Origin of the sequence: Pseudomonas uvaldensis, from assembly GCF_021271205.1 — a bacterium.
Classification (GTDB): domain Bacteria; phylum Pseudomonadota; class Gammaproteobacteria; order Pseudomonadales; family Pseudomonadaceae; genus Aquipseudomonas; species Aquipseudomonas uvaldensis.
This window is the reverse complement of sequence record NZ_JAIWKS010000002.1, coordinates 438,562-456,918: the sequence shown is the minus strand read 5'-3', so window position 1 is coordinate 456,918 and position 18,357 is coordinate 438,562. Positions and strand designations below refer to the sequence as shown.

Annotated in this window: 15 protein-coding genes; 4 read left to right on the top strand and 11 right to left on the bottom strand. The window is 62.3% G+C overall.

Annotated features, from left to right (window positions below; all coding sequences use genetic code 11):
* Positions 1-7: 7 nt before the first annotated feature.
* The gene (locus tag LCU97_RS05410) at positions 8-508 is read right to left on the bottom strand and encodes a CinA family protein (RefSeq protein ID WP_232775775.1); all 501 of its coding nucleotides are present in this window, start codon (positions 506-508) and stop codon (positions 8-10) included.
* A gap of 169 nt (positions 509-677) precedes the next feature.
* On the opposite strand from LCU97_RS05410, the gene LCU97_RS05405 reads away from it, so the two are divergent.
* Positions 678-1,289 (top strand): Yip1 family protein, encoded by a 612-nt coding sequence (locus LCU97_RS05405; RefSeq protein ID WP_232775774.1) that lies wholly within the window; start codon positions 678-680, stop codon positions 1,287-1,289.
* A gap of 3 nt (positions 1,290-1,292) precedes the next feature.
* Here LCU97_RS05405 and ligD read toward each other — a convergent pair whose 3' ends face one another.
* From ligD to LCU97_RS05385, 4 genes are read right to left on the bottom strand one after another with little or no spacing between them, the layout of a single operon-like run.
* A complete protein-coding gene (gene ligD, locus LCU97_RS05400) occupies positions 1,293-3,920 on the bottom strand; it encodes a DNA ligase D (RefSeq protein ID WP_232775928.1) in 2,628 nt (875 codons plus the stop codon).
* A complete protein-coding gene (locus LCU97_RS05395; RefSeq protein WP_053151114.1) occupies positions 3,920-5,080 on the bottom strand; it encodes a carboxylate-amine ligase in 1,161 nt (386 codons plus the stop codon). Before LCU97_RS05395 ends, ligD begins: the two co-directional genes overlap by 1 nt.
* Complete coding sequence (locus LCU97_RS05390) at positions 5,052-6,053, bottom strand: methyltransferase (RefSeq protein WP_232775773.1); 1,002 nt, start codon at positions 6,051-6,053, stop codon at positions 5,052-5,054. Before LCU97_RS05390 ends, LCU97_RS05395 begins: the two co-directional genes overlap by 29 nt.
* Before the next feature lie 9 nt (positions 6,054-6,062).
* Complete coding sequence (locus LCU97_RS05385) at positions 6,063-7,460, bottom strand: iron-containing redox enzyme family protein (RefSeq protein ID WP_232775772.1); 1,398 nt, start codon at positions 7,458-7,460, stop codon at positions 6,063-6,065.
* 185 nt (positions 7,461-7,645) lie between these two features.
* Here LCU97_RS05385 and LCU97_RS05380 point away from each other — a divergent pair, with 185 nt between their 5' ends.
* Positions 7,646-9,013, top strand: coding sequence for a cation:proton antiporter (locus LCU97_RS05380; protein WP_232775771.1), 1,368 nt, complete (start codon positions 7,646-7,648; stop codon positions 9,011-9,013).
* Here LCU97_RS05380 and LCU97_RS05375 read toward each other — a convergent pair.
* The gene (locus LCU97_RS05375; protein WP_053151103.1) at positions 8,985-9,521 is read right to left on the bottom strand and encodes a hypothetical protein; all 537 of its coding nucleotides are present in this window, start codon (positions 9,519-9,521) and stop codon (positions 8,985-8,987) included. The two genes, LCU97_RS05380 and LCU97_RS05375, sit on opposite strands and share 29 nt — an antisense overlap.
* Before the next feature lie 144 nt (positions 9,522-9,665).
* Between LCU97_RS05375 and LCU97_RS05370 the strand changes: the two genes are divergently transcribed.
* A complete protein-coding gene (locus LCU97_RS05370) occupies positions 9,666-9,896 on the top strand; it encodes a hypothetical protein (protein WP_053151292.1) in 231 nt (76 codons plus the stop codon).
* A gap of 24 nt (positions 9,897-9,920) precedes the next feature.
* Here the strand turns inward: LCU97_RS05370 and LCU97_RS05365 are convergent, their stop codons facing one another.
* Genes LCU97_RS05365 through LCU97_RS05355 form a run of 3 tightly spaced genes read right to left on the bottom strand, consistent with a single transcriptional unit; the run spans position 9,921 to position 15,495 of the window.
* Complete coding sequence (locus tag LCU97_RS05365; RefSeq protein WP_053151289.1) at positions 9,921-11,465, bottom strand: response regulator; 1,545 nt, start codon at positions 11,463-11,465, stop codon at positions 9,921-9,923.
* Between the two features lie 53 nt (positions 11,466-11,518).
* Positions 11,519-13,846 carry an ATP-dependent DNA helicase gene (locus LCU97_RS05360; RefSeq protein ID WP_232775770.1) on the bottom strand — a complete coding sequence of 776 codons (2,328 nt, stop codon included), beginning with the start codon at positions 13,844-13,846 and terminating at the stop codon, positions 11,519-11,521.
* A complete protein-coding gene (locus tag LCU97_RS05355; protein WP_232775769.1) occupies positions 13,843-15,495 on the bottom strand; it encodes a VRR-NUC domain-containing protein in 1,653 nt (550 codons plus the stop codon). Before LCU97_RS05355 ends, LCU97_RS05360 begins: the two co-directional genes overlap by 4 nt.
* A gap of 213 nt (positions 15,496-15,708) precedes the next feature.
* Between LCU97_RS05355 and LCU97_RS05350 the strand changes: the two genes are divergently transcribed.
* Positions 15,709-15,933, top strand: a complete 225-nt coding sequence (locus tag LCU97_RS05350; RefSeq protein ID WP_053151286.1) for a YgdI/YgdR family lipoprotein — start codon at positions 15,709-15,711, stop codon at positions 15,931-15,933.
* A 39-nt stretch (positions 15,934-15,972) separates the two neighbouring features.
* Here LCU97_RS05350 and LCU97_RS05345 read toward each other — a convergent pair whose 3' ends face one another.
* Complete coding sequence (locus LCU97_RS05345) at positions 15,973-16,359, bottom strand: hypothetical protein (RefSeq protein WP_232775768.1); 387 nt, start codon at positions 16,357-16,359, stop codon at positions 15,973-15,975.
* 119 nt (positions 16,360-16,478) lie between these two features.
* Positions 16,479-18,332: a polyurethane esterase gene (locus LCU97_RS05340; RefSeq protein ID WP_232775767.1), complete on the bottom strand. Its 1,854-nt coding sequence runs from the start codon at positions 18,330-18,332 to the stop codon at positions 16,479-16,481.
* Positions 18,333-18,357: the final 25 nt, after the last annotated feature.

Genomic DNA, 18,357 nt, shown 5'->3' with positions numbered 1-18,357 from the left:
CTGCCTGCTACCTGCGCTCTCCCGCCAAGGCGCGCTGGTGGAAGTGTCGCAGCTGCAGGAGCGCATGCTCGGCAGCCCATAGCTGGACCTGGCTGCGCGTACCGAAAAAGCGCTCCTGGCGACTGAACAGCGCCCGTTGGCCCTGGATATCGAAGGCCCAGGCAAAACATACGGTGCCGGCGGGAATCCCGTCCATGTCGTCGGGGCCGAGAATGCCGGTGGTGGCGACCGAAACATTGGCATTGGCGTCATGCAAGGCGCCCAAGGCCATTTCCTCGGCCACTTCACGACTGGTGAGGTTGAAGGTATCGATGGTGCGAGGGTTGACCCCCAGCAGCCGTTGTTTCGCCTCGGGGGAATAGACCACGTAGCCACTTTCGATCAGCGAACCGCTGCCCGGCACCTCGGCCAGCAGCGTGACGATCTGGCCGGCGGTACAGGACTCGGCAGTGGTCAGGCGCAGGTTATGGTCATGCAGATAAGCAACCAGTGAATGAGCGACAGTCATGACACATGGATCCTTCAACAGATTCTGATGGGTTGACCGCCGTCGCCGTCATTCATTCCCTTTGATCGCATCGCCTCCTTGAAGCTGCAAATAAATGAAACCCCAGGGAAATCCCGCACCTCAAAACCACATGGGCCTCACGCAGAGGCTGTCTCGATAGGAGGTCGTCATGTCAGCACCCCTCGTCAAGCTGTTCACCCATCCGGAGTTCGCCTGGAAAGACATCCGCGAACAGGAACAGGCTCATCCGAGCCATTACCTCGCCCATTTGCTGTTGCTGGCCCTGATCCCGACGGTGTGTCTGTTCATCGGGACCACCTGGACCGGCTGGAGCCTGGCCGAGAATGAAACGGTACGCCTCAACAGTGCCAGCGCCTTGCAGCTGTGCGTGCTGCTGTACCTGACCATCGTGGCGGGCGTGGTGCTCATGGGCGCGTTCATCCGCTGGATGTCGCGTACCTTCGAGGCTCGTCCCACGCTTAACCAGTGCATCGGTTTTGCGGCCTATACCGCCACGCCCTACTTTCTCGCCGGTTTTCTGGGCCTCTACCCCAACCGTTGGCTGGCGGCCATTGTGCTGTTGGCGGCGTCGGCCTACGCAACCTTCCTTCTGTTCGTTGGCCTGCCCAAGTTCATGAACCTGAAGAAGGAACAAGGCTTGCTGTATTCGGCCAGTGTCTGGGGCGTGGGGCTGCTGGTCCTGGTGACCATCCTGGTGGAGATGATCCTGTTCTGGTTCAACGTGCTGCAGCCTGAGTACCTGCGCTTCCCGGCGGGATGAGGGTCATTTACCCGCTTTCTTCATGCCGATCCGCCGACGCATGTCGGCGGTGATGCTTTGGCGGGTTTTCTTGAGCTCGGCCCAGGGTTCATGACCCACCTCGGCGAGGCGTTCATGAACGTTGTGGATGTTCCACAGGTTTGCCCCCTTGAGTTCGGCCACCTCTTCGCGATAGATCGGCACGGACACCGGCAACCCTTCCCGGGTGCGGGCAGCGTAGGCACAGATGGTGGTAGCCCCCAGGCCGTTGCGCAGGTAATCGATGAAGATCCGCCCTACCCGGTTCTTCGGCCCGGACACCGCGGAGAAACGGTCCGGCAGCAACTTCGCCATGTGGCTGACGATGGCGTGGCTGAAGCCCTTCACCTCGTCCCAACCCGCTTTGCGCGTCAATGGCACCACCACATGGATGCCTTTGCCGCCGCTGGTCTTGAGGAATGCCTTCAGGCCCAGCTCATCAAGCACCGACAAGGTCAGCTGCGTGGCCTCCACCATGCTTTTCCAGGGCAGCGCCGGATCCGGGTCGAGGTCCAGGACGAAGCGATCAGGCTTGTCCAGGTCCACCGTCGTTGCGTTCCACGTGTGCAGTTCCACCGTGCTCATCTGCACCGCGCCGATCAGCGCCTCGGGATTGTTGATGATCATCACCGGGTGTCCGGTGACTGACTTGTCCAGGCTGGTGATGCCCGGAATGGCCAGGCGCTCGGCGTTCTTCTGGAAAAACAGTTCGCCGGCGATGCCATCCGGCGCCCGCACCAGTGCCACGGGACGCTCGGCCAATTCCGGCAGGATGAATTCGGCGACGCTGGCGTAATACTCGGCCAACTGCAGCTTGGTGGTGCCGCTGGTGGCATCGATGATCCGGTCCGGGTGGGTGATGCGCACCTTGCCATCCATGCCTTGGGCCACAGACGCCTTGGCCTTGCCTTTCGCCTTGGGTTTGTCTGGCGCACGGGCGGTCTCGGCGGTCTTGGCCTTCTTCGTATCGGCTGAATCTTTCACCGGCTTGGGCTTCTCCTGGGTGATGTCCTTGGCCGGCTTGTCGTTGCGCAAACCATGGAACACCGCGTGCCGCACCGAACCTTCCTTGGTCATCTCGGCGAATGCCACTTCGGCCAGCAAGCTGGGTTCGAGCCAATGCACGCCCTTGGCCTCGTAGCCGGTGGGCGGATTCACCACCGCGGCTTTTTTCTTCTCGAGGGGCAACAGCTGCTGATAGATGCTCTTGAGGGTGGTTTCGTTAAAGCCCGTGCCCACTTTGCCGGCGTAGCGCAACTCGCCGCTGTCGGCGTCATGCAGCCCCAGCAGCAGCGCACCGAAGGCGCTGCGTGCACCCTTGGGTTCGCTGAAGCCCACCACCACGAACTCTTGGCGATTCTTGCACTTGAGCTTGATCCAGTCGTTGCTGCGCCGGGACACGTAGGCGCTGCCCATTCGCTTGCCGATCAACCCTTCCATGCGCATCTGGCAGGCGCTGTTGAGCAGGGCTTCGGGTGTTTCCTCAAAGGCATCGGAAAAGTGCAGCAGCGGGTCCTCATTGCGTTCGAGCACCGCCGCCAGCGCCGCGCGCCGCTCTTGCACCGGCACTTTGCGCAAGTCCATGCCATTGAGATAAGGCAGGTCGAACAGGTAGTAGGCGATCTTGCCGCTGCTGCCCGCATCGAAGGCGTTCTGCAGGGCCTGGAAGTCCGGTACTCCATCCTCGTTGGCCACCACCATTTCCCCATCGAGCCAGGCCGACTCCAGCCCCAGCCCGGCCAGGGCTTCTGCCTGGCGTGGCAATTTATGGGTCCAGTCATGGCCGTTGCGGGTGATCAGGCGAACGTCACCGTCTTCGATACGGGCCATGACCCGGTAGCCGTCGAACTTGATCTCGTAGAGCCATTCGCCGTCGGGAGCGCTTTCCACCAACGTCGCCAGTTCCGGCTTGAGCATCTCCGGGATCGGCCCCGGTACCGCACCGCTGAGGGTGGTCCTGGAAGCTTTTTTCGACGGCTTTGGCGGGCAAGCTTTTTCCGGCTGTTTCACGGCCTTGGCTGCGGCGGCCTTGCCACGGCGCTTGGGTACGATGGTACGGTCGCTGAGCACGCTGTCGGGCTCGGCCTGGACCACGTCATATTCGCTTTCCGGGCGGGCCGCTTCGTCCTGATGCTTGATCAAGAACCACTGCTCCTGCTTGCCGGGCATGTGGGTGCGCACCAGGTTCCACAGCCCGGCGAGCTTCTCGCCTTGCAATTCGAACTTGAGCCGGCCCTTTTCGTAGGCCTCGTGGGGATCGCCCTGGGGAATCCAGACGCCCCGGTCCCAGACAATGACATCGCCAGCACCGTAGTGCCCTTCCGGAATGCTGCCCTCGAACGTCGCATAGTCCAGCGGGTGGTCTTCGACATGCACCGCCAGGCGCTTGGCCTTGGGGTCCAGGGACGGGCCCTTGGGTACCGCCCAGCTCTTGAGCGCACCGTCCAGTTCAAGCCGGAAGTCGTAATGCAGGCGCGTGGCGTCGTGCTTCTGGATACAGAACTGCAGGGCATGGGCCGCCTTTTTCGCTCGACGCGAGCGCTTCGCCGCCGGCTCCGGGGTGGCGGCGAAATCGCGCATGCGGTTGTAGTCGTCGAGGGTCTTGCTTGCCATCATGCACCTGCGGCCTGGGGCAATTGCGGGCTGGCAACAGGCAGCCCGGCGGTTTCGGAGAGCAGTTGATCGACAACCCGGCCCAAGGCCTGCTCGATGGAGTCTCCCAGCAACAGCCCCTGTTCGTAGAGCACCAACTGACGGTCGGCGCTGGTGCCTTCCTGGACGATCCGTCGAGCCTGCTTGAAAACGTCCTGGACCCCGAGTGCTGCTGCGGCGTCACCAAAGGTCTGCTCGGCCATGGTCAACCATTCACCGATGAGCACCGGTTGCTCCTGCCCTTCGATGATGAACTCCGCCAGGGTGCCGTGGCGCTTGGCCCGCAAGCGGTTTTCCTTGAGGATCCATTGGGACATCTGGCTGTACCGGGCACCTGGCTTGGGTTGGGCGACGGCATGGGCCACCATCAGGCGAAACAGCGAGACCAGGCAGAGCACATCCTCGACCCGGGGACAGGCATCGCAGATCCGCAGTTCCAGGGTCGGATAGCGGGACGAAGGCCGTATCACCCACCAGCAATCGCTGGCCTGACGAATCGAGCCGGTGCGCATGAGCAGGTCGACGTAGCTGGCGAAAGCCGATTCGTTCTCGAAATATTCCGGCACCCCCATCCGTGGCCACTCATCGCAGGCGACCTGACGATAGCTGCTGAAGCCACTGTAGGCCCCATTCCAGAACGGTGACGATGCGCTCAAGGCCAGGAACATCGGCAGCCAGGGCAGGACCTCGTTCATCACCTTGACCCGGTCCCGGTCGGCCGGCACCTCCACGTGCACATGCAAGCCCGACAGCACGCTGCGCCGCGCCACCCGCTGGTAGTCGTCGAACAATTGCTGGAAATGCAGCTCATCGGTGGGCTGCAAATCCTGGGTCGCCATGGGGTGCGAACCGGCGCTGAGCAGCCCCAGCCCATAAGGTGCCAGGCGTTGGGTCAACCCGGCACGCACCTGTATCAGAAAATCGGCGGCCTCGGGCAGGCTGCGAAAGATGGGCGACGCCATCTCGATCTGGCTCTGGAACATCTCATGGGCGAAATGCTTGCCCAACTCGGTCCGGCAAGCCGCGACGGCGGCCGCCGACGGTTGTCCGGGCATGCTGCGGGTTTGCAGGTCGGTGAGGAAATATTCCTCTTCAATGCCGAACTTCAGACGCCTGTTCATCGATGATCCCTCCGGTTCCCGCGCCAATGCGGGTTACAACCAACGCCACCACGGCGATCCTTTCCACGTCCTGATAACCCGGTGTCAGCAACTCCTCGCCAAAGACATCCGGGTCCAATTCCTTGTAGGTCCAGCCAAACTCAGGTGAATCGCGCCATGCGCCCAACGCCTCCAGGAAAGGGTCACGACCGTCGACCATTGCCACGCCGGTGTAGAGCACCAGCGAGCCGCCGGGCGTAAGCCGGGGCAAGGCCTGCTCGACGATGCGCAGCGACAGCCCGGCACCCAGGGTTCCGCCACCGTGGCGATAGGCACGCTCGGCCGGATCAGCCATGTACGGCGGGTTGGCGACGATCAGGTCGAACTGGCCTTCCACGTTCTGGAACAGATCGCTGTGGGCGATCTCGACATTGCTCACCTCCGCTAACGCGGCGTTGACCGCGCTCAGGCGCAAGGCCAATGGGTTGATATCCAGGGCCAGCACCTGGGCCTCGCGTCGGGCACGGGCAATCACGATTGCCCCGACACCGGCGCCGCAGCCGATGTCTACGGCCCTATGCACGGCGGTGAAATTCTCTTGCAGATGGGCATGGATCAGTTGGGCGAAGCGGTAGGTGTCCGGTCCGAAAAACACCGCGTCGGCGGCTTGGGTGGGAAACCGTGAATGAGCGAACAGCAGGCCGTCCAGGCTCGACCAGCGTACCCGGCTGCTGAGCAGGCCATCGCGCTCCTCCAACACCTCGGCCTCTTGCAACTGGCGTTGCTCGTCGGCGGAGATCAGTCCTGGCGCAAACGGACGCGACCAGCCGAACACGTCCCGCAACGTCCTGGACCGTTCGTTGCCAGGGCGTGCGTTGACCCGCTCATGGGTCAAGGGCGTCGGGGTGACGAAGCGATAACCGTCGGCTTGCAGACGACGGCCCAGCTGCAACAGCGCCAGGTCGGGTTCGGACAGGCGTTCTTCCTGATTCATGCAGGGCTCCTAGCGAAGTACGGATTTGAGTTCGATGAACCGACGGGTGGCCAGCAACCCGGCCGGATGGCTGTGGCAGCGGGCCGAGAGCCAGGGGATGAGAATCCGCATCTGTTCATCAGGGACCTTTCCGCGCAGGCCCTGTTGCAGATTGCGGACATCGGGATCCTCCATCGGCATCCGAGGCTCGCAGGCGGCCCCTTGATTGCGCCGCGGCGCGCTGCGGCTGCGCTCGTTCAGCCAATCCCCGGCGATCCAGTCGTGCAGCAACTGCTTTTCGTAAGGGCTGAACACCCCGAACATGGCAGCGCCCGCTCCTTCGATCAGGGTCCAGAAGCGACTGTTCTGCGGGTCTTCGTGGCGCTTGATCCAACCCTTGTCCTGCAGCGCCTGGAGGAAACCTTCCAGTTGACCGGGCTCGGCCAGCCACTGGTTGACGGTCTTGCCCTGGAACTTGCAGTAGTCTGAATGCATGTGCTGGCCGAACGGACGTTTGCGTTCGAGCATGTCGAGCACTTCGCGATCCAGGTCGAATGCCTCGATGATCGTCCGGCTGCCCTGCCCCAGGTCATTGAGGCGATAACCCAGGGTGACCCGCCGCCAGAAGGCCTCGCGGTCGGCTTCCATCGGCATCAATTGCAGCAGCGACTGCACGGCCTTGTGAGCGTGGCCGGTGCTGGCGTTGTCAATGGTGACGTGCAAGGTGAAGTAGTACGGGTCGATGGCCAGTTCGCTCAACTCATAGGCGCTGATCAGCAGGTGCAAGGGCAGTTGTTCATAGCCCAGGTTGTAACCGATCACCTCGGGCAAGTATTCATCGCCAGCATACCCCAGGGCCAGTTGCACCGCGCCTTGCAGATAACGCTCGTCATCGATGTCCGGAGCGTCCGGCAGGCCATGCTCGGCGAGCAACTTGCGATAGATCACCACATGGTTCTGCGCCGGATTACCGTCCCCCAGCTCTTCCAGGTAGGTGCACAGCAGCCCTTCGAAGCGATGGTCGTGCCAGTGCTTGAGCACGCCGTACAACCAGGCACCGTCGACCAGTTTGGTCGGTGCGACGGCTTGCAGGAAGTACAGCGCATGGGCTTTGCTGCTGAAAAACTCTCGGGGCCCGCCGCTTTTGCGACGTTCCAGATACTCGGCATACTGCCGGGCCACACCGGCGCTGTGCTCTTCGACCCAGGCTTGCAGCGTTGCCGGGTCATCGGGGATTTCCTGGGGCAAGGCAGCGGCTTTTTCCAGACACGACTGGAGAAACGCCTGGGCCATGGCTTGTTTGTCGGTATCGTCAGGGCCCTGGAGCAGTCGCTCGTAGCATTGGCGCACGGTACCGGCCTCGGTGAACGGTGCATCTGTAAACGGTCCCGCGGTGGCAGGCTGGTGCAGGGATGTCAGCGCAGTCATAAGGGCCTCTTCAGTTCTCGGCAGGACGCTGAACAACACGTCTCTTCCATTGCAGAGCCCTGCGCGGGAAGAAAAATTCCCTCGAATCGAATGGCAGCCGGATAAACGGAACCGTATCGACTCGCCATGCCTCGAACGAATAACCAGATGCAAAATCCCCTCGCCATCTGGATCAAGGAGCACCGATGACTTTTTCAGTGTGGGTAGCCGTGCTCGGTGCCGTGTTATTGACCCTGGCTCTGACCTCGTCTTACCTGCGCTGGATGCCGGTAACCACATCGGCCGTGTGCCTGGTGCTGGGTGTCGCCATCGGCCCGTTGGGGCTCGACTTGCTGAGACTGGACATCGGCGATTCTTCGGTATGGATGGAGCACCTCACCGAAATCGCGGTGGTGTTTTCGTTGTTCGTCAGCGGCCTCAAGTTGCGTCTGCCTTTCAAGAATCGCACCTGGCGCGTGGCCTATGGGTTGGCCGGTCCCGTGATGATTCTGACCATCGCCGGCCTGTGCCTGACACTGCATTATCTGTTCGGCCTCGGATGGGGTGTTTCGCTACTGATCGGCGCGATGCTGGCGCCCACTGATCCAGTGCTGGCGGCGCTGGTGCAAGTCAACGATGCCCGTGATGACGACCGGGTGCGCTTTGGCCTGTCCGGCGAGGCAGGGTTGAACGACGGTACGGCATTTCCGTTCGTGATCCTGGGTTTGCTGATGCTGCGCGAGGACGGCAGCGGTTTCCTCCTGCAGTGGACTTTGCTCAATGTCTTGTGGGCTGTTCCGGCCGGCTTGCTGGTGGGCTATTGGATGGGACGCGGGATCGGCAAGCTCACCTTGTCGATGCGCATCAGAAATGCCGATAGCACCCTCTCCCCCAACGATTACCTGGCCCTGGCGCTGATCGCGCTGGCCTATGTCGCCGCCGAGTCGATCCAGGGCTATGGCTTTCTCTCGGTGTTCGCCGCCGGGCTGGGCCTGCGGCAGGCCGAGGTCGCCTCCACCGACAAGGATGCACCGCCCGCCGAGCACCTGGTACAACCGGTGGTGGGCCATGAGACCGTCGCGCCGCCCGAGGCGCTGGTGGGCGACACGCAATCCCTGGATGAAGGACAGGTGGCCGCTGGCGTCATGATGGGCGACATGCTGGCCTTCGGCAGTCTGGTGGAGCGCGCCATGGAGGTGTTTTTGGTGACCCTGCTGGGGGTGGTGCTGGTCAACCATTGGGATTGGCGCGCCGTCGTCATCAGTGCCCTGCTGTTTGCCGTGATTCGCCCCCTGAGCGTCCTGGCGATCCCTTGGGGGCCATTGTTGGACGGACATCAGCGACTGCTGATTGGCTGGTTCGGCATACGGGGCATCGGCAGCCTGTTCTATCTGTTTTTTGCCTTGAACCATCAGTTACAACCACACGTGGCGCAACTGGGTATCGACCTCACGTTGTCGGTGGTGGCCCTGAGCATCCTGGTTCACGGCCTGAGCACCCAACCCATCCTGGCCTGGTATGAGCGTCACCAACAGCGAGAACAGGCTAGCCCCCGGGATCGGTCACTTGGATAAAGATCGAATAGCCTCCCAGCAGTACCCAGAACGTAGCGAAGATCCAGGGCGTGCGCAGGGAAAACAGCAGCGACTTGCGGTAGCCCTTGTGGGTCGATTCCCGCTCGCTGAACAGCGGCGACTCGTCATAGACCAGTCCCATCATCGGCTCGGCGCGCAGCAGCTCGCTTTGCTTGAAATGCCAGTGATCGATGATCTCGTAGGCCGCGCGGATGCCCGGCCACGCATTGAGGGAGCTCAAGAACCCCAGCAGCGCCAGGAACGGTGGAACCACCAGGGTGAACAACTTGCCCCACTCCGGGTTCAGGTTGGCCATGCATGAGGCGAAGGCGATCACCAGGAAGGATTGAGCGGCCAGGTAGGCATCGGTTCGATTGGCCAGGATGCTGGTTTCGTACTGGATCTCCCGTCGATAGAAATCCAGCCGCTCCTTGGGAGAGCCGAACAGCTTGGCCTTGTGTTCCGTCAGTTCTTCTTCCTGGGTCTGGCTGGTCAGAATACGGGGCATTACGCAGGTCATTCCTCGATGATGATTCAGCTTCGTTGGAGGAACGCGCCATCGGGCAAGTTCAAGTCGATGGACCGCCGGTCCAACGAAACGCCGGGCCGCCGCCTGCGGTCTGTAGATCATCGGAAGCACGAGGAGCAAGCGGTGGATTATGTAGGATGGGTGCAATGGCCCGCGATGGTGGTGACGGTACTGGCGGCCTGGCTGATCGGCTCGCGCCAGCCACGCCGGCGCGTGGCTGGGTTCAGTTGTTTCATCGCGAGCAATATCCTGTGGGTGATCTGGGGTCTGCACACGGATGCCTACGCACTGATCGTGTTGCAGTTCTGTCTGTGTGCCATGAACCTGCGGGGGTTCAGGAAGAACACCACATAGCGCTACGAACCGGGCCCCCTGCGTTCATTTCATCGTCTGCCCGATGGCCTTCACCAGATCGATCTGCTTGAACGGCTTGGTCAGGCGCGGCAATTGCGTGGCGAAACCTTCCAGGCGTTCGGCATAACCAGTGGCCAGGACGATGGGCAAGGTGGGCTGCCGGTCACGAAGCAGCTTCGCCAACTGCGCGCCATCCATCTGCGGCATGGCCATGTCGGTGATCACCAAGTCGATGTCCTGGTTGGATTCGTACAACTCCAGGGCCTGGGCCCCGGAAGAAGCGCAAAGGACCCGGTGTCCCAGGTCTTCGATCAGCAGCCGGGTACTGGTCAGCACCAGGCTGTCATCGTCCACCACCAGCACCAGCAACTCCTGGGTCATCAGTGAAGCCGACTCCTGCACCTGGGTCTTCTCCGATACCTGGGCTTGCGCCACCGGCAGCCACAGCTCAGCGGTGGTGCCCACGCCCTTTTCGCTGAGCAGCAGCAGGCGGCCGCCCAGCTGTTCCGCCAGGCCATGGACCATGGACAGTCCCAGGCCCGTACCCTTGCCCACCCCCTTGGTGGTGAAAAACGGCTCGACGGCCGAGGCCAGGGTCGCTTCATCCATGCCCTCGCCCTCGTCGATGATCGACAGGCATACATAGCGCCCGGGCTTCATGGCGGCCTGTGGCAAGGCCGGGGTATCCCGTCGCTCATCGGCCGCGATCAGGATGCGCCCGCCGTTGGGCATGGCATCACGGGCGTTGGTCGCCAGGTTGAGGATCGCCAGTTCCAGTTGGTTGACGTCCGCCAGCACGGGGGAAAGGCCAGGGGCAAAGGAGGTCTGGATGTGGAACGATGGGCCCAGGGAGCTTTGCAGCAAACCGCTGATGCCCTGTACCAGGGCCGGCAGTTGGACCGATTCGGACGTCAGTTTCTGCCGACGGGCGAACGCCAGCATCCGCTGGGTCAGCGAAACGCCACGCAACGCGCCCTGGGTCGCGTTGTCCAGCAGTTGGGCAAGCTTGGGGTCGCCAGGCATGCGCTTGCGAACGATCTCCAGGTTGCCGAGGATCACCGTCAGCAAGTTATTGAAATCATGGGCGATACCGCCAGTCAGTTGACCGATGGCTTGCAGTTTCTGGGACTGGAACAATGCTTCTCGGGCTTGTTCCAAGGCCAACTGCGCCTGGGTGACATCCGTGATGTCGCGGGTGATCTTGGCAAAGCCCAGCAGTACGCCGGTGTCGCTGCGGATCGCGTCGATGACCACATGGGCCATGAACTGCGTGCCGTCCTTGCGCACCCGCCAGCCTTCGCCTTCGAAGCGACCTTCCCGGGCGGCGGTACTCAGCGCCCGCTGCGGCAGGCCGGCAGCACGGTCCTTTTCGGTGTAGAAGCGGGAAAAGTGCTGGCCGATGATTTCCGCTTCCTCATAGCCCTTGAAGCGTCGGGCTCCAGAATTCCAGCTGATGATGATGCCCGTGGGATCGGTCATGTAGATGGCGTAGTCGACCACGGCATCGATGAGCAGGCGAAAACGCTGTTCTTCGTTGATGAGGATGGGCTTGTTGTCGTTATCGGGCATGTTGGCCAAGGCATCCGTGGAGGCGTTTCGCGAAATATGGGGCAAGTCTGCTCTCAGGAAAAAGCACCAGGCAAGCCCGACGGAACATTCGGGTGGGCAATCTGCTGGTATTCCTCCGTCACTGACCACCAACGCGGCAACAAGTGCCGCACCCTGGCCTCGCCGAAACGGTCGTCGATCAGCATGACCACGCCACGGTCCTGCTGGGTGCGAATGACCCTTCCCGCGGCCTGAACGACTTTCTGCAAGCCCGGATACAGGTAGGTGTAGTCATAACCGTCGCCGAAGATGGCGGTCATGCGCTGCTTGATCTGCTCGTTGACCGGGTTGAATTGCGCCAGGCCCAGGGTGGCGATGAACGCTCCGATCAGGCGCGAGCCCGGCAAGTCGATGCCCTCACCGAACGCCCCGCCCAGTACCGCAAACCCGATGCCCTGGCTGTGCGCCTGGAAGCGCTCGATAAACGCTTGCCGGGGCACTTCCCCCATGCCTCGCGATTGTGCCCAGGTGGCAATGTCCGGGTGTCGCTCGGCAAACAGTCCGGCCACCTGCTGCAAGTAATCGAAACTGCTGAAGAACGCCAGGTAGTTGCCCGGCCGTTCGCGGAACTGACGGGCCATCAAGGTGACGATCGGTTCCAGGGAGGCCTGGCGATGGGCAAAACGGGTGGAGATCCGACTGATCACATGAACGTCCAGCTGTTCGGCCTGGAACGGCGACTCGACATCGATCCATACCGTGTCCGTCGGGGTGCCCAGCAGATCGGCGTAATAGTGCCGGGGGCTCAGGGTCGCAGAGAACAGCACGCTGCTACGAGACGCGGTGAACCTTGGCCGCAGGAAGTCGGCCGGTACCACGTTGCGCAGGCACAGGGTGGACCGGCTGCGCGTGCTTTGCGGCTCACGCTTGTGAATGTCGAACAGGAAATGCTCATCGAACGACTCCGCTACCCGGCCAAACTGCAACGCATCGAAGTAGAACGCCTGCAATCCGCTGTCCAGGCCCTGGGGATGGTCGTTGAGGTAGTCGCCGATAGCGCCGGTGCATTGCGCCAACGCCTGGAGGAGCTTGTCCGGCGCCTGGTCATAAGCCTGGTAGACCGCCACTTGCGGCCCATGCAAGGCGTTCCATTGCCGATTGACCCGCTGCAGGGCTTTCTTCAAGGGCTCAGGAGCGGTTTTGCGCACGGCGGCCAGGGTCGACTGGTCGAGGATCGCGCTGTACATCTGCCGGCCCCGCTCCACCAGGTTATGGGCTTCGTCCACCAGGGTCGCGACGGTCCAGCCATTGGCCTGGGCCAGGCCGAACAGCAAGGCACTGAAATCGAAGTAATAATTATAGTCGGCCACCACCACATCGGCCCAACGGGCCATTTCCTGGCTGAGGTAGTACGGGCACACCTGGTGGGCCAGCGCAATCTCTCGCAACGCGGCCTGGTCCAGCAGCGTGACCTGGCTCGCGGCCTGGCGGGCAGCCGGCAGGCGATCATAGAACCCACGGGCCAGCGGGCAAGACTCGCCGTGGCAGGCTTTATCCGGATGCTCGCAAGCCTTGTCCCGGGCGATCATCTCCAATACCCGCAACGGCATCGACGGCGCGCTGCGGGTCAGCACCCGTGCCGCATCCAGGGCCAGTTTGCGGCCCGGGGTCTTCGCCGTGAGAAAGAACACCTTGTCCAGCTTCTGCGGCGCCAGGGCCTTGAGCATCGGAAACAGGGTACCGACGGTCTTGCCAATGCCGGTGGGTGCCTGCGCCATCAGACATCGACCGGTGCTGACGGCCTTGAACACCGACTCGGCCAGGTGCCGCTGGCCCGGCCTGAAATCGGCATGCGGAAAGGCCAGGGCCTGTGCGCCGTCATTACGCGCCTGCCGATGGGCAACCTCCTGCCCGGCCCAGGCCAGGAACAACGTGCATTGTTCCTCGAAAAAGGTCTGGAGTTGTGGCGCCTCGAAGCTTTGCGTCAGGCGGGTTTCCTTTTCGCTGACGATGTCGAAATACACCAACGCCACGTCGATGCGCGGCAGTTGCAACCTGTCGCACATCAGCCAGCCATAGATTTTCGCCTGGGCCCAATGCAACTGACGGTGATTGGCCGGTTGCCGCGACAGGTCGCCCCGGTAGGTCTTCACTTCCTCGATGCAATTGCGCTGCGGGTCATAACCGTCGGCCCGGCCCCTGACCTTCACCCCACGGTAGCTACCTTCCAGGCTGACTTCGACCTGATACCCCTCACTGCGCCGTGACGCCACGGTGCGGTGGCCGACGATGCCCTCCAGGGCCGTGGGCGATGGGGTGAACCGCAGGTCCAGATCGCCTGTCTTGGCGGTGAACTCGCAGAGTGCCCGCACGGCGATGCTGTACACCGGCTCCTGGCTCATGCGCCCTGCTCCATCCATTGCACGTAGCACACGGCGACCGGCATCCGGTGCTCATGGCAGAACTCCAGCCAGCGCAACTGATTGTCTTGCAGGCGATCGCCGGGGCCTTTGACTTCGATCATCCGGTAGGTCTTGTGCTGCGGCCAGAACTGGATCAGGTCCGGCATGCCGGCGCGATTGGCCTTGATGTCCAGCAGCAGGCGGTTGAACCAGTGTTTGAGGTGCTCGGCCGGCAGGCAGTCCAGCGCCTGGTTCAACAATTCTTCGGACAAGGCGCCCCAGAACACGAACGGCGACTGGATGCCCCGCTTTTCCACGTAGCGCCGGATGATGGTGTGGCGATAGCGGCCGTCGTCCAGCTCGGCGAAGCAGGCCGCGAACAACTCGGCGCGACGGGCATGGAAATCTTCGTTGAGCAGGTCCACCGGACCACGCTGGAACGGGTGGAAAAACGCCCCGGGCAACGGCGCGAATATCGCCGGCCAGCACAGCAGCCCGAACAGCGAGTTGATCAGGCTGTTCTCGACGTAATGCACCGGGGCGGCTTCGTCGTGCAGATGGACCTGGACGTGATACTCCACCGACAGGGTCGGGTCGATGCGCGGCAGTTGCAAGTCCAGTCGCTCCACTTCCCGGGCCAGCAGGCGCGGCACCGGCGGCCCGCCGAGCTTGCGCCGCAGGCGGGGCACGATCCTGAGCAGGGCCTGGGCCTCGGCCGCATCCTGGGGCGCCCGTGCAGCCTCTTCGCTCAATGCCAGGGCCAGGTCGTACTCGCCGATGCGCTCCAGCACACGGATCATCCGCAAACGGGCGCCAGGGTAGGTGCAATGGCGATAGATACCCAGTGCCAGGGCAAAATCGGCGATGCGCTCGCCGTACTGGCCGATCTGGAACAACAGTTTGCCCCGACGCCGCTCCAGCCACGGATTGTCCAGTTCCAGGGCATTGACCTGGGCGACGACGTCTTGCGGCGGCTCACCGGCCTCCAGGCGTTGCTGGCATTCGTACAGGAAAACGCAGGCATCCACGTCCCGACGGCTGCGTAAGCCTCGTGATTCGGCGCTGAACGCCACGGTTTCATAGGTAAAAATGCCCAGGTCCGCCAGCACGAATTCCGACCAGTCCTGATAGAGGTTGCCGAAGAACATCAGCCGCAGACGGTCGCAGATGCCCATGATGGTCAAGCTGTACAGCCGATCCTCAAGTTGCGGGCACCAGGCGTGGAACGGCTGCGGCTCGTTGAACTGCTCGCCCAAGGCCTGGAGCCACTCGGTCTTCTTCGCCTTGGGCCGCTCGATCAGGTGCCCCAGGCACAGGAGGATTTCCGGTTTGAGCAGTACGTCGAACAAGTCGGTGAGGCTTACGGGAGCCTGTTCGGCGACCCAACCCAGGGCCAGCAGCGGTTCCACGGCGGTGGCAATGTCACCGATTTCCGAGTAGTTCAACTTGCTGTGCCGAAAGCGCAGCCCCTTGCGCATCACCATCCGCACCAGCAGCCCCTGGGACGGACGAGGAACCGCTGCGAACTCATCGATGAAGCGCTGTTCCTCGGGGCTGAGCACATCGGCATAACGCTGCGTCAACCAGGTGAGTACCTGCTGGAAGTTGTTCAGGTAGTAGAACGGGTCGTCGAGGGGGTTGGCGGTCACGGAAAGATGCGTCACGAATACTGGTTATGCGTACAGATATCAGCAACGAAGGGCACAGGCAACTGCAAAAGATGAGCGGTCTCCTATATTTAAAGGTGAAATCCTGCGGCCAGCGATGAACTTTCCTACAACAAGCGAGACCAATGGCGGTTAACTACAGTAGTGGCGCGGTCGAATCAGCCTGACCGCGCCTTTGATCGAGAGGTTATGGATATGAACATCAGATTTCTGGGCCTGCCGTTGGCCGCTGCCGCGTTCCTGGCGTTGGCCGGTTGCTCGACGCCGACCGTGGTGACCCTGCAGAACGGCACCCAGTATTTGACCCAGGACACCCCCAACACCCGAACCTCCGATGGCTTCTATGAATTCGAAGACATCTCGGGCAAAAAAGTCCGGGTTCGCGCCGATGAAGTGGCGACGATCCGCAAGGAAGACTGATCCTCTCCAGGCCCTCTGCCCCCTGGGGGCCGCTCTAGCTCAGCGGAACTGATCGACATCCATTTCCAGGGCCAGGCCGCCCTCGTCGCAACTGATGGTAGCCCCCGTCCTTCGTAAGGACTGTTCCTGCATGCGCAGGCAATGCTCGTATTCCTGCCGGTTGGAACGATCGATGCTGATGTTTCCGGTGATGCCCGGCCTCTTCGCCGCCTCGATGTCCACCCCGATCCAGGGCCTGGGCATCTGCAGCTCAAAACGCGGCAGGTGCGAAGGCGCATCTGCGCGGTGGTCATCCTCGGCCGTGGGCAACTGGTCGGCAGAGATGCCATACCGGGTCAGGATCGATTGATCCGGTAGATCCGCCAGCACACCAACCGAAACCATTGCCCCCATCAGACCGATGAACAACCCTTGTCTACCCTTCACTGCAGTACTTCTCCTCATACGTGACAAGGGGACATGACCTCATACGGTGCCGAGGCCATGACGGCCCGGTTTCCCTCCTGGTCAGTGCCCCCTCTCTCGTCTTCCTCGAATCAAATCAATCAGGCGAACACAAGGCTGTCGCCTCCTACCTGGGCCAGTCCGACACCCACCAGGGTCACGGAGCTGTCGCCTACCTTGAGCAAGGTATCGTTGCCCACCTGCGACAGGTGCTGGCTATAGTCGTAACCCGCGCCGGCGCCTTGGACGCCCAGGAACACCAGTGTGTCGCCGGCATCATACCCGCTGATGCGGTCCTGGCCGAACGCGCCATTGAAGACAAACGTGTCCTGGCCGCCACCGGACTGCATCACGTCGTTGCCCGAGCCGCCCACGAAGGTGTCGCTCCCCGCCCCGCCTACCAGCACATCGTGACCGTCCAGGCCGAACAGCCAGTCGCCTGTCGCCCGCGCCACCAGGGTATCGTTGGCCGCACCGCCCTTGACCGCTGAGGCATATGCTGTGACATGCCCCTCGCTGACCAGGCCGTTCGCGGTGACGCTGTGGCTCACCTCGTCCTTGAGCAGCCCCCAGAACGCGCCGGACTCCCTGCTCACCAGCGTACCGATATCGCGGGTCACGCTGATCCCGCCATGAGCGTCACGCACGTACAGCGTTCCCGCCCCGTCATGGGCGAAGCTGAAATCCTTCACCGACTGTTGCAACTGCAGGGTGTTGCTGCCCTGCCCACCCAGAATCACGTTGTAGCCACCACTGTCGCGAAAGGTGTCGTTGCCGGCGCGTCCTTCCAGGTAATCGCTGCCCTGGCCGCCCTGGATCAGGTCATCCTTGTCGCTGCCGATGATAAAGGTGCTGCCCGTGTGAGGCTCGGCGTTGCGATTGAGATCCTGCACCCATGTGTTGCTGCGTGCCGGGTCCGACAGGTTGGCGACCACGATGGTGGAGTCTTTGCCGGTGAGGTCATAGAACGCGGAGTCCATTATCCGCCCCATGCCGTCGCCGTACCCCGTGGGCAGGTGGGAAATCCAGGTGGGGATGTTGAGGATGGAAAACGGCAGCACGTTCCATGCCGCCGAGGCGTAATGGTCGTTGAAGCTGACGATGTTGTTGGTCGCCGAGTCCTGGTGCGCGTCGTGCACGCCCACCGACGACAGGTTGAACGTCGAGCCGTCCAGTGCCCGGAACACCGGGTCGTTCTCGTAACCGATGTTCAAGACTTTGTCGCTGGCGCTTTGGGTCGGCGAAGCGTAGGCGATGTAGTTGGCATCGCTGTAGAAGCCTCCCCACTTGTCACCGCTCAGGTCCGCCAGGCTGTTGACCGCCAGCCCGCCCAGGCTGTGGCCGCTGACCAGTACGTCTTCGCCTGTCAGGCCATGGGCCCGGGCAAATGCCGCGACATCGCCGAGCAGGTTGCCGAAGGCTTCGCCGACGTAGTTCCTGGCGAAGTCCTTGGGGCCCAACGCGGCCATCACATCATGGATCACATCGCCGATGGAGTCGCTGATCAGGTTTTCACGAGGGCCGCTGGTGCCGCGAAAGGAAATTCCGATTTCCTTGAGCTGCCCGTCGGCATCGTACTTGCCGAGGATTTCCACCTGGGCGGTGGTATAGCCGGCTTTCTCGCCGAAGAATGTTCCCCGGCCGTCCACCTTGCCGGCATAACCCAGTTGCGCCGCGCTGATGGGCGTCCAGCCGGCCTTTTGCACCGCCTCCAGGGCCAGCCTTTCCGAATCGGGATTCCACGGCACGCCGGGAATCACGCCTTGAGAGTCCGTGCCACCCAGCAAGGCTGTCACCAGGGTCGCCGGCAGCCCGGTACCGAAGCCGTTCTGTTGGTACCCGGCGGCAAAACCGTGATCGAGGTTGTGATAGGAATAGAGCATGATCGCCATCGCATCGCTGACCAGCGCCTTGGATTCCGTGGTGCCGAAGTGCTTGTAGTCGTAGATTCCCATGGTTGTTGCACTCTTTTTGTTGTTG

What these genes read in the sequence shown, in the direction of transcription:
- LCU97_RS05380 (WP_232775771.1), top strand. Translation starts at nt 7,646, where the DNA reads ATGACTTTTTCAGTGTGGGTAGCCGTGCTCGGTGCCGTGTTATTGACC.
- LCU97_RS05405 (WP_232775774.1), top strand. Translation starts at nt 678, where the DNA reads ATGTCAGCACCCCTCGTCAAGCTGTTCACCCATCCGGAGTTCGCCTGG.
- LCU97_RS05410 (WP_232775775.1), bottom strand. Translation starts at nt 508, where the DNA reads ATGACTGTCGCTCATTCACTGGTTGCTTATCTGCATGACCATAACCTG.
- LCU97_RS05385 (WP_232775772.1), bottom strand. Translation starts at nt 7,460, where the DNA reads ATGACTGCGCTGACATCCCTGCACCAGCCTGCCACCGCGGGACCGTTT.
- LCU97_RS05395 (WP_053151114.1), bottom strand. Translation starts at nt 5,080, where the DNA reads ATGAACAGGCGTCTGAAGTTCGGCATTGAAGAGGAATATTTCCTCACC.
- LCU97_RS05375 (WP_053151103.1), bottom strand. Translation starts at nt 9,521, where the DNA reads ATGCCCCGTATTCTGACCAGCCAGACCCAGGAAGAAGAACTGACGGAA.
- LCU97_RS05365 (WP_053151289.1), bottom strand. Translation starts at nt 11,465, where the DNA reads ATGCCCGATAACGACAACAAGCCCATCCTCATCAACGAAGAACAGCGT.
- LCU97_RS05360 (WP_232775770.1), bottom strand. Translation starts at nt 13,846, where the DNA reads ATGAGCCAGGAGCCGGTGTACAGCATCGCCGTGCGGGCACTCTGCGAG.
- ligD (WP_232775928.1), bottom strand. Translation starts at nt 3,920, where the DNA reads ATGGCAAGCAAGACCCTCGACGACTACAACCGCATGCGCGATTTCGCC.
- LCU97_RS05390 (WP_232775773.1), bottom strand. Translation starts at nt 6,053, where the DNA reads ATGAATCAGGAAGAACGCCTGTCCGAACCCGACCTGGCGCTGTTGCAG.
- LCU97_RS05350 (WP_053151286.1), top strand. Translation starts at nt 15,709, where the DNA reads ATGAACATCAGATTTCTGGGCCTGCCGTTGGCCGCTGCCGCGTTCCTG.
- LCU97_RS05340 (WP_232775767.1), bottom strand. Translation starts at nt 18,332, where the DNA reads ATGGGAATCTACGACTACAAGCACTTCGGCACCACGGAATCCAAGGCG.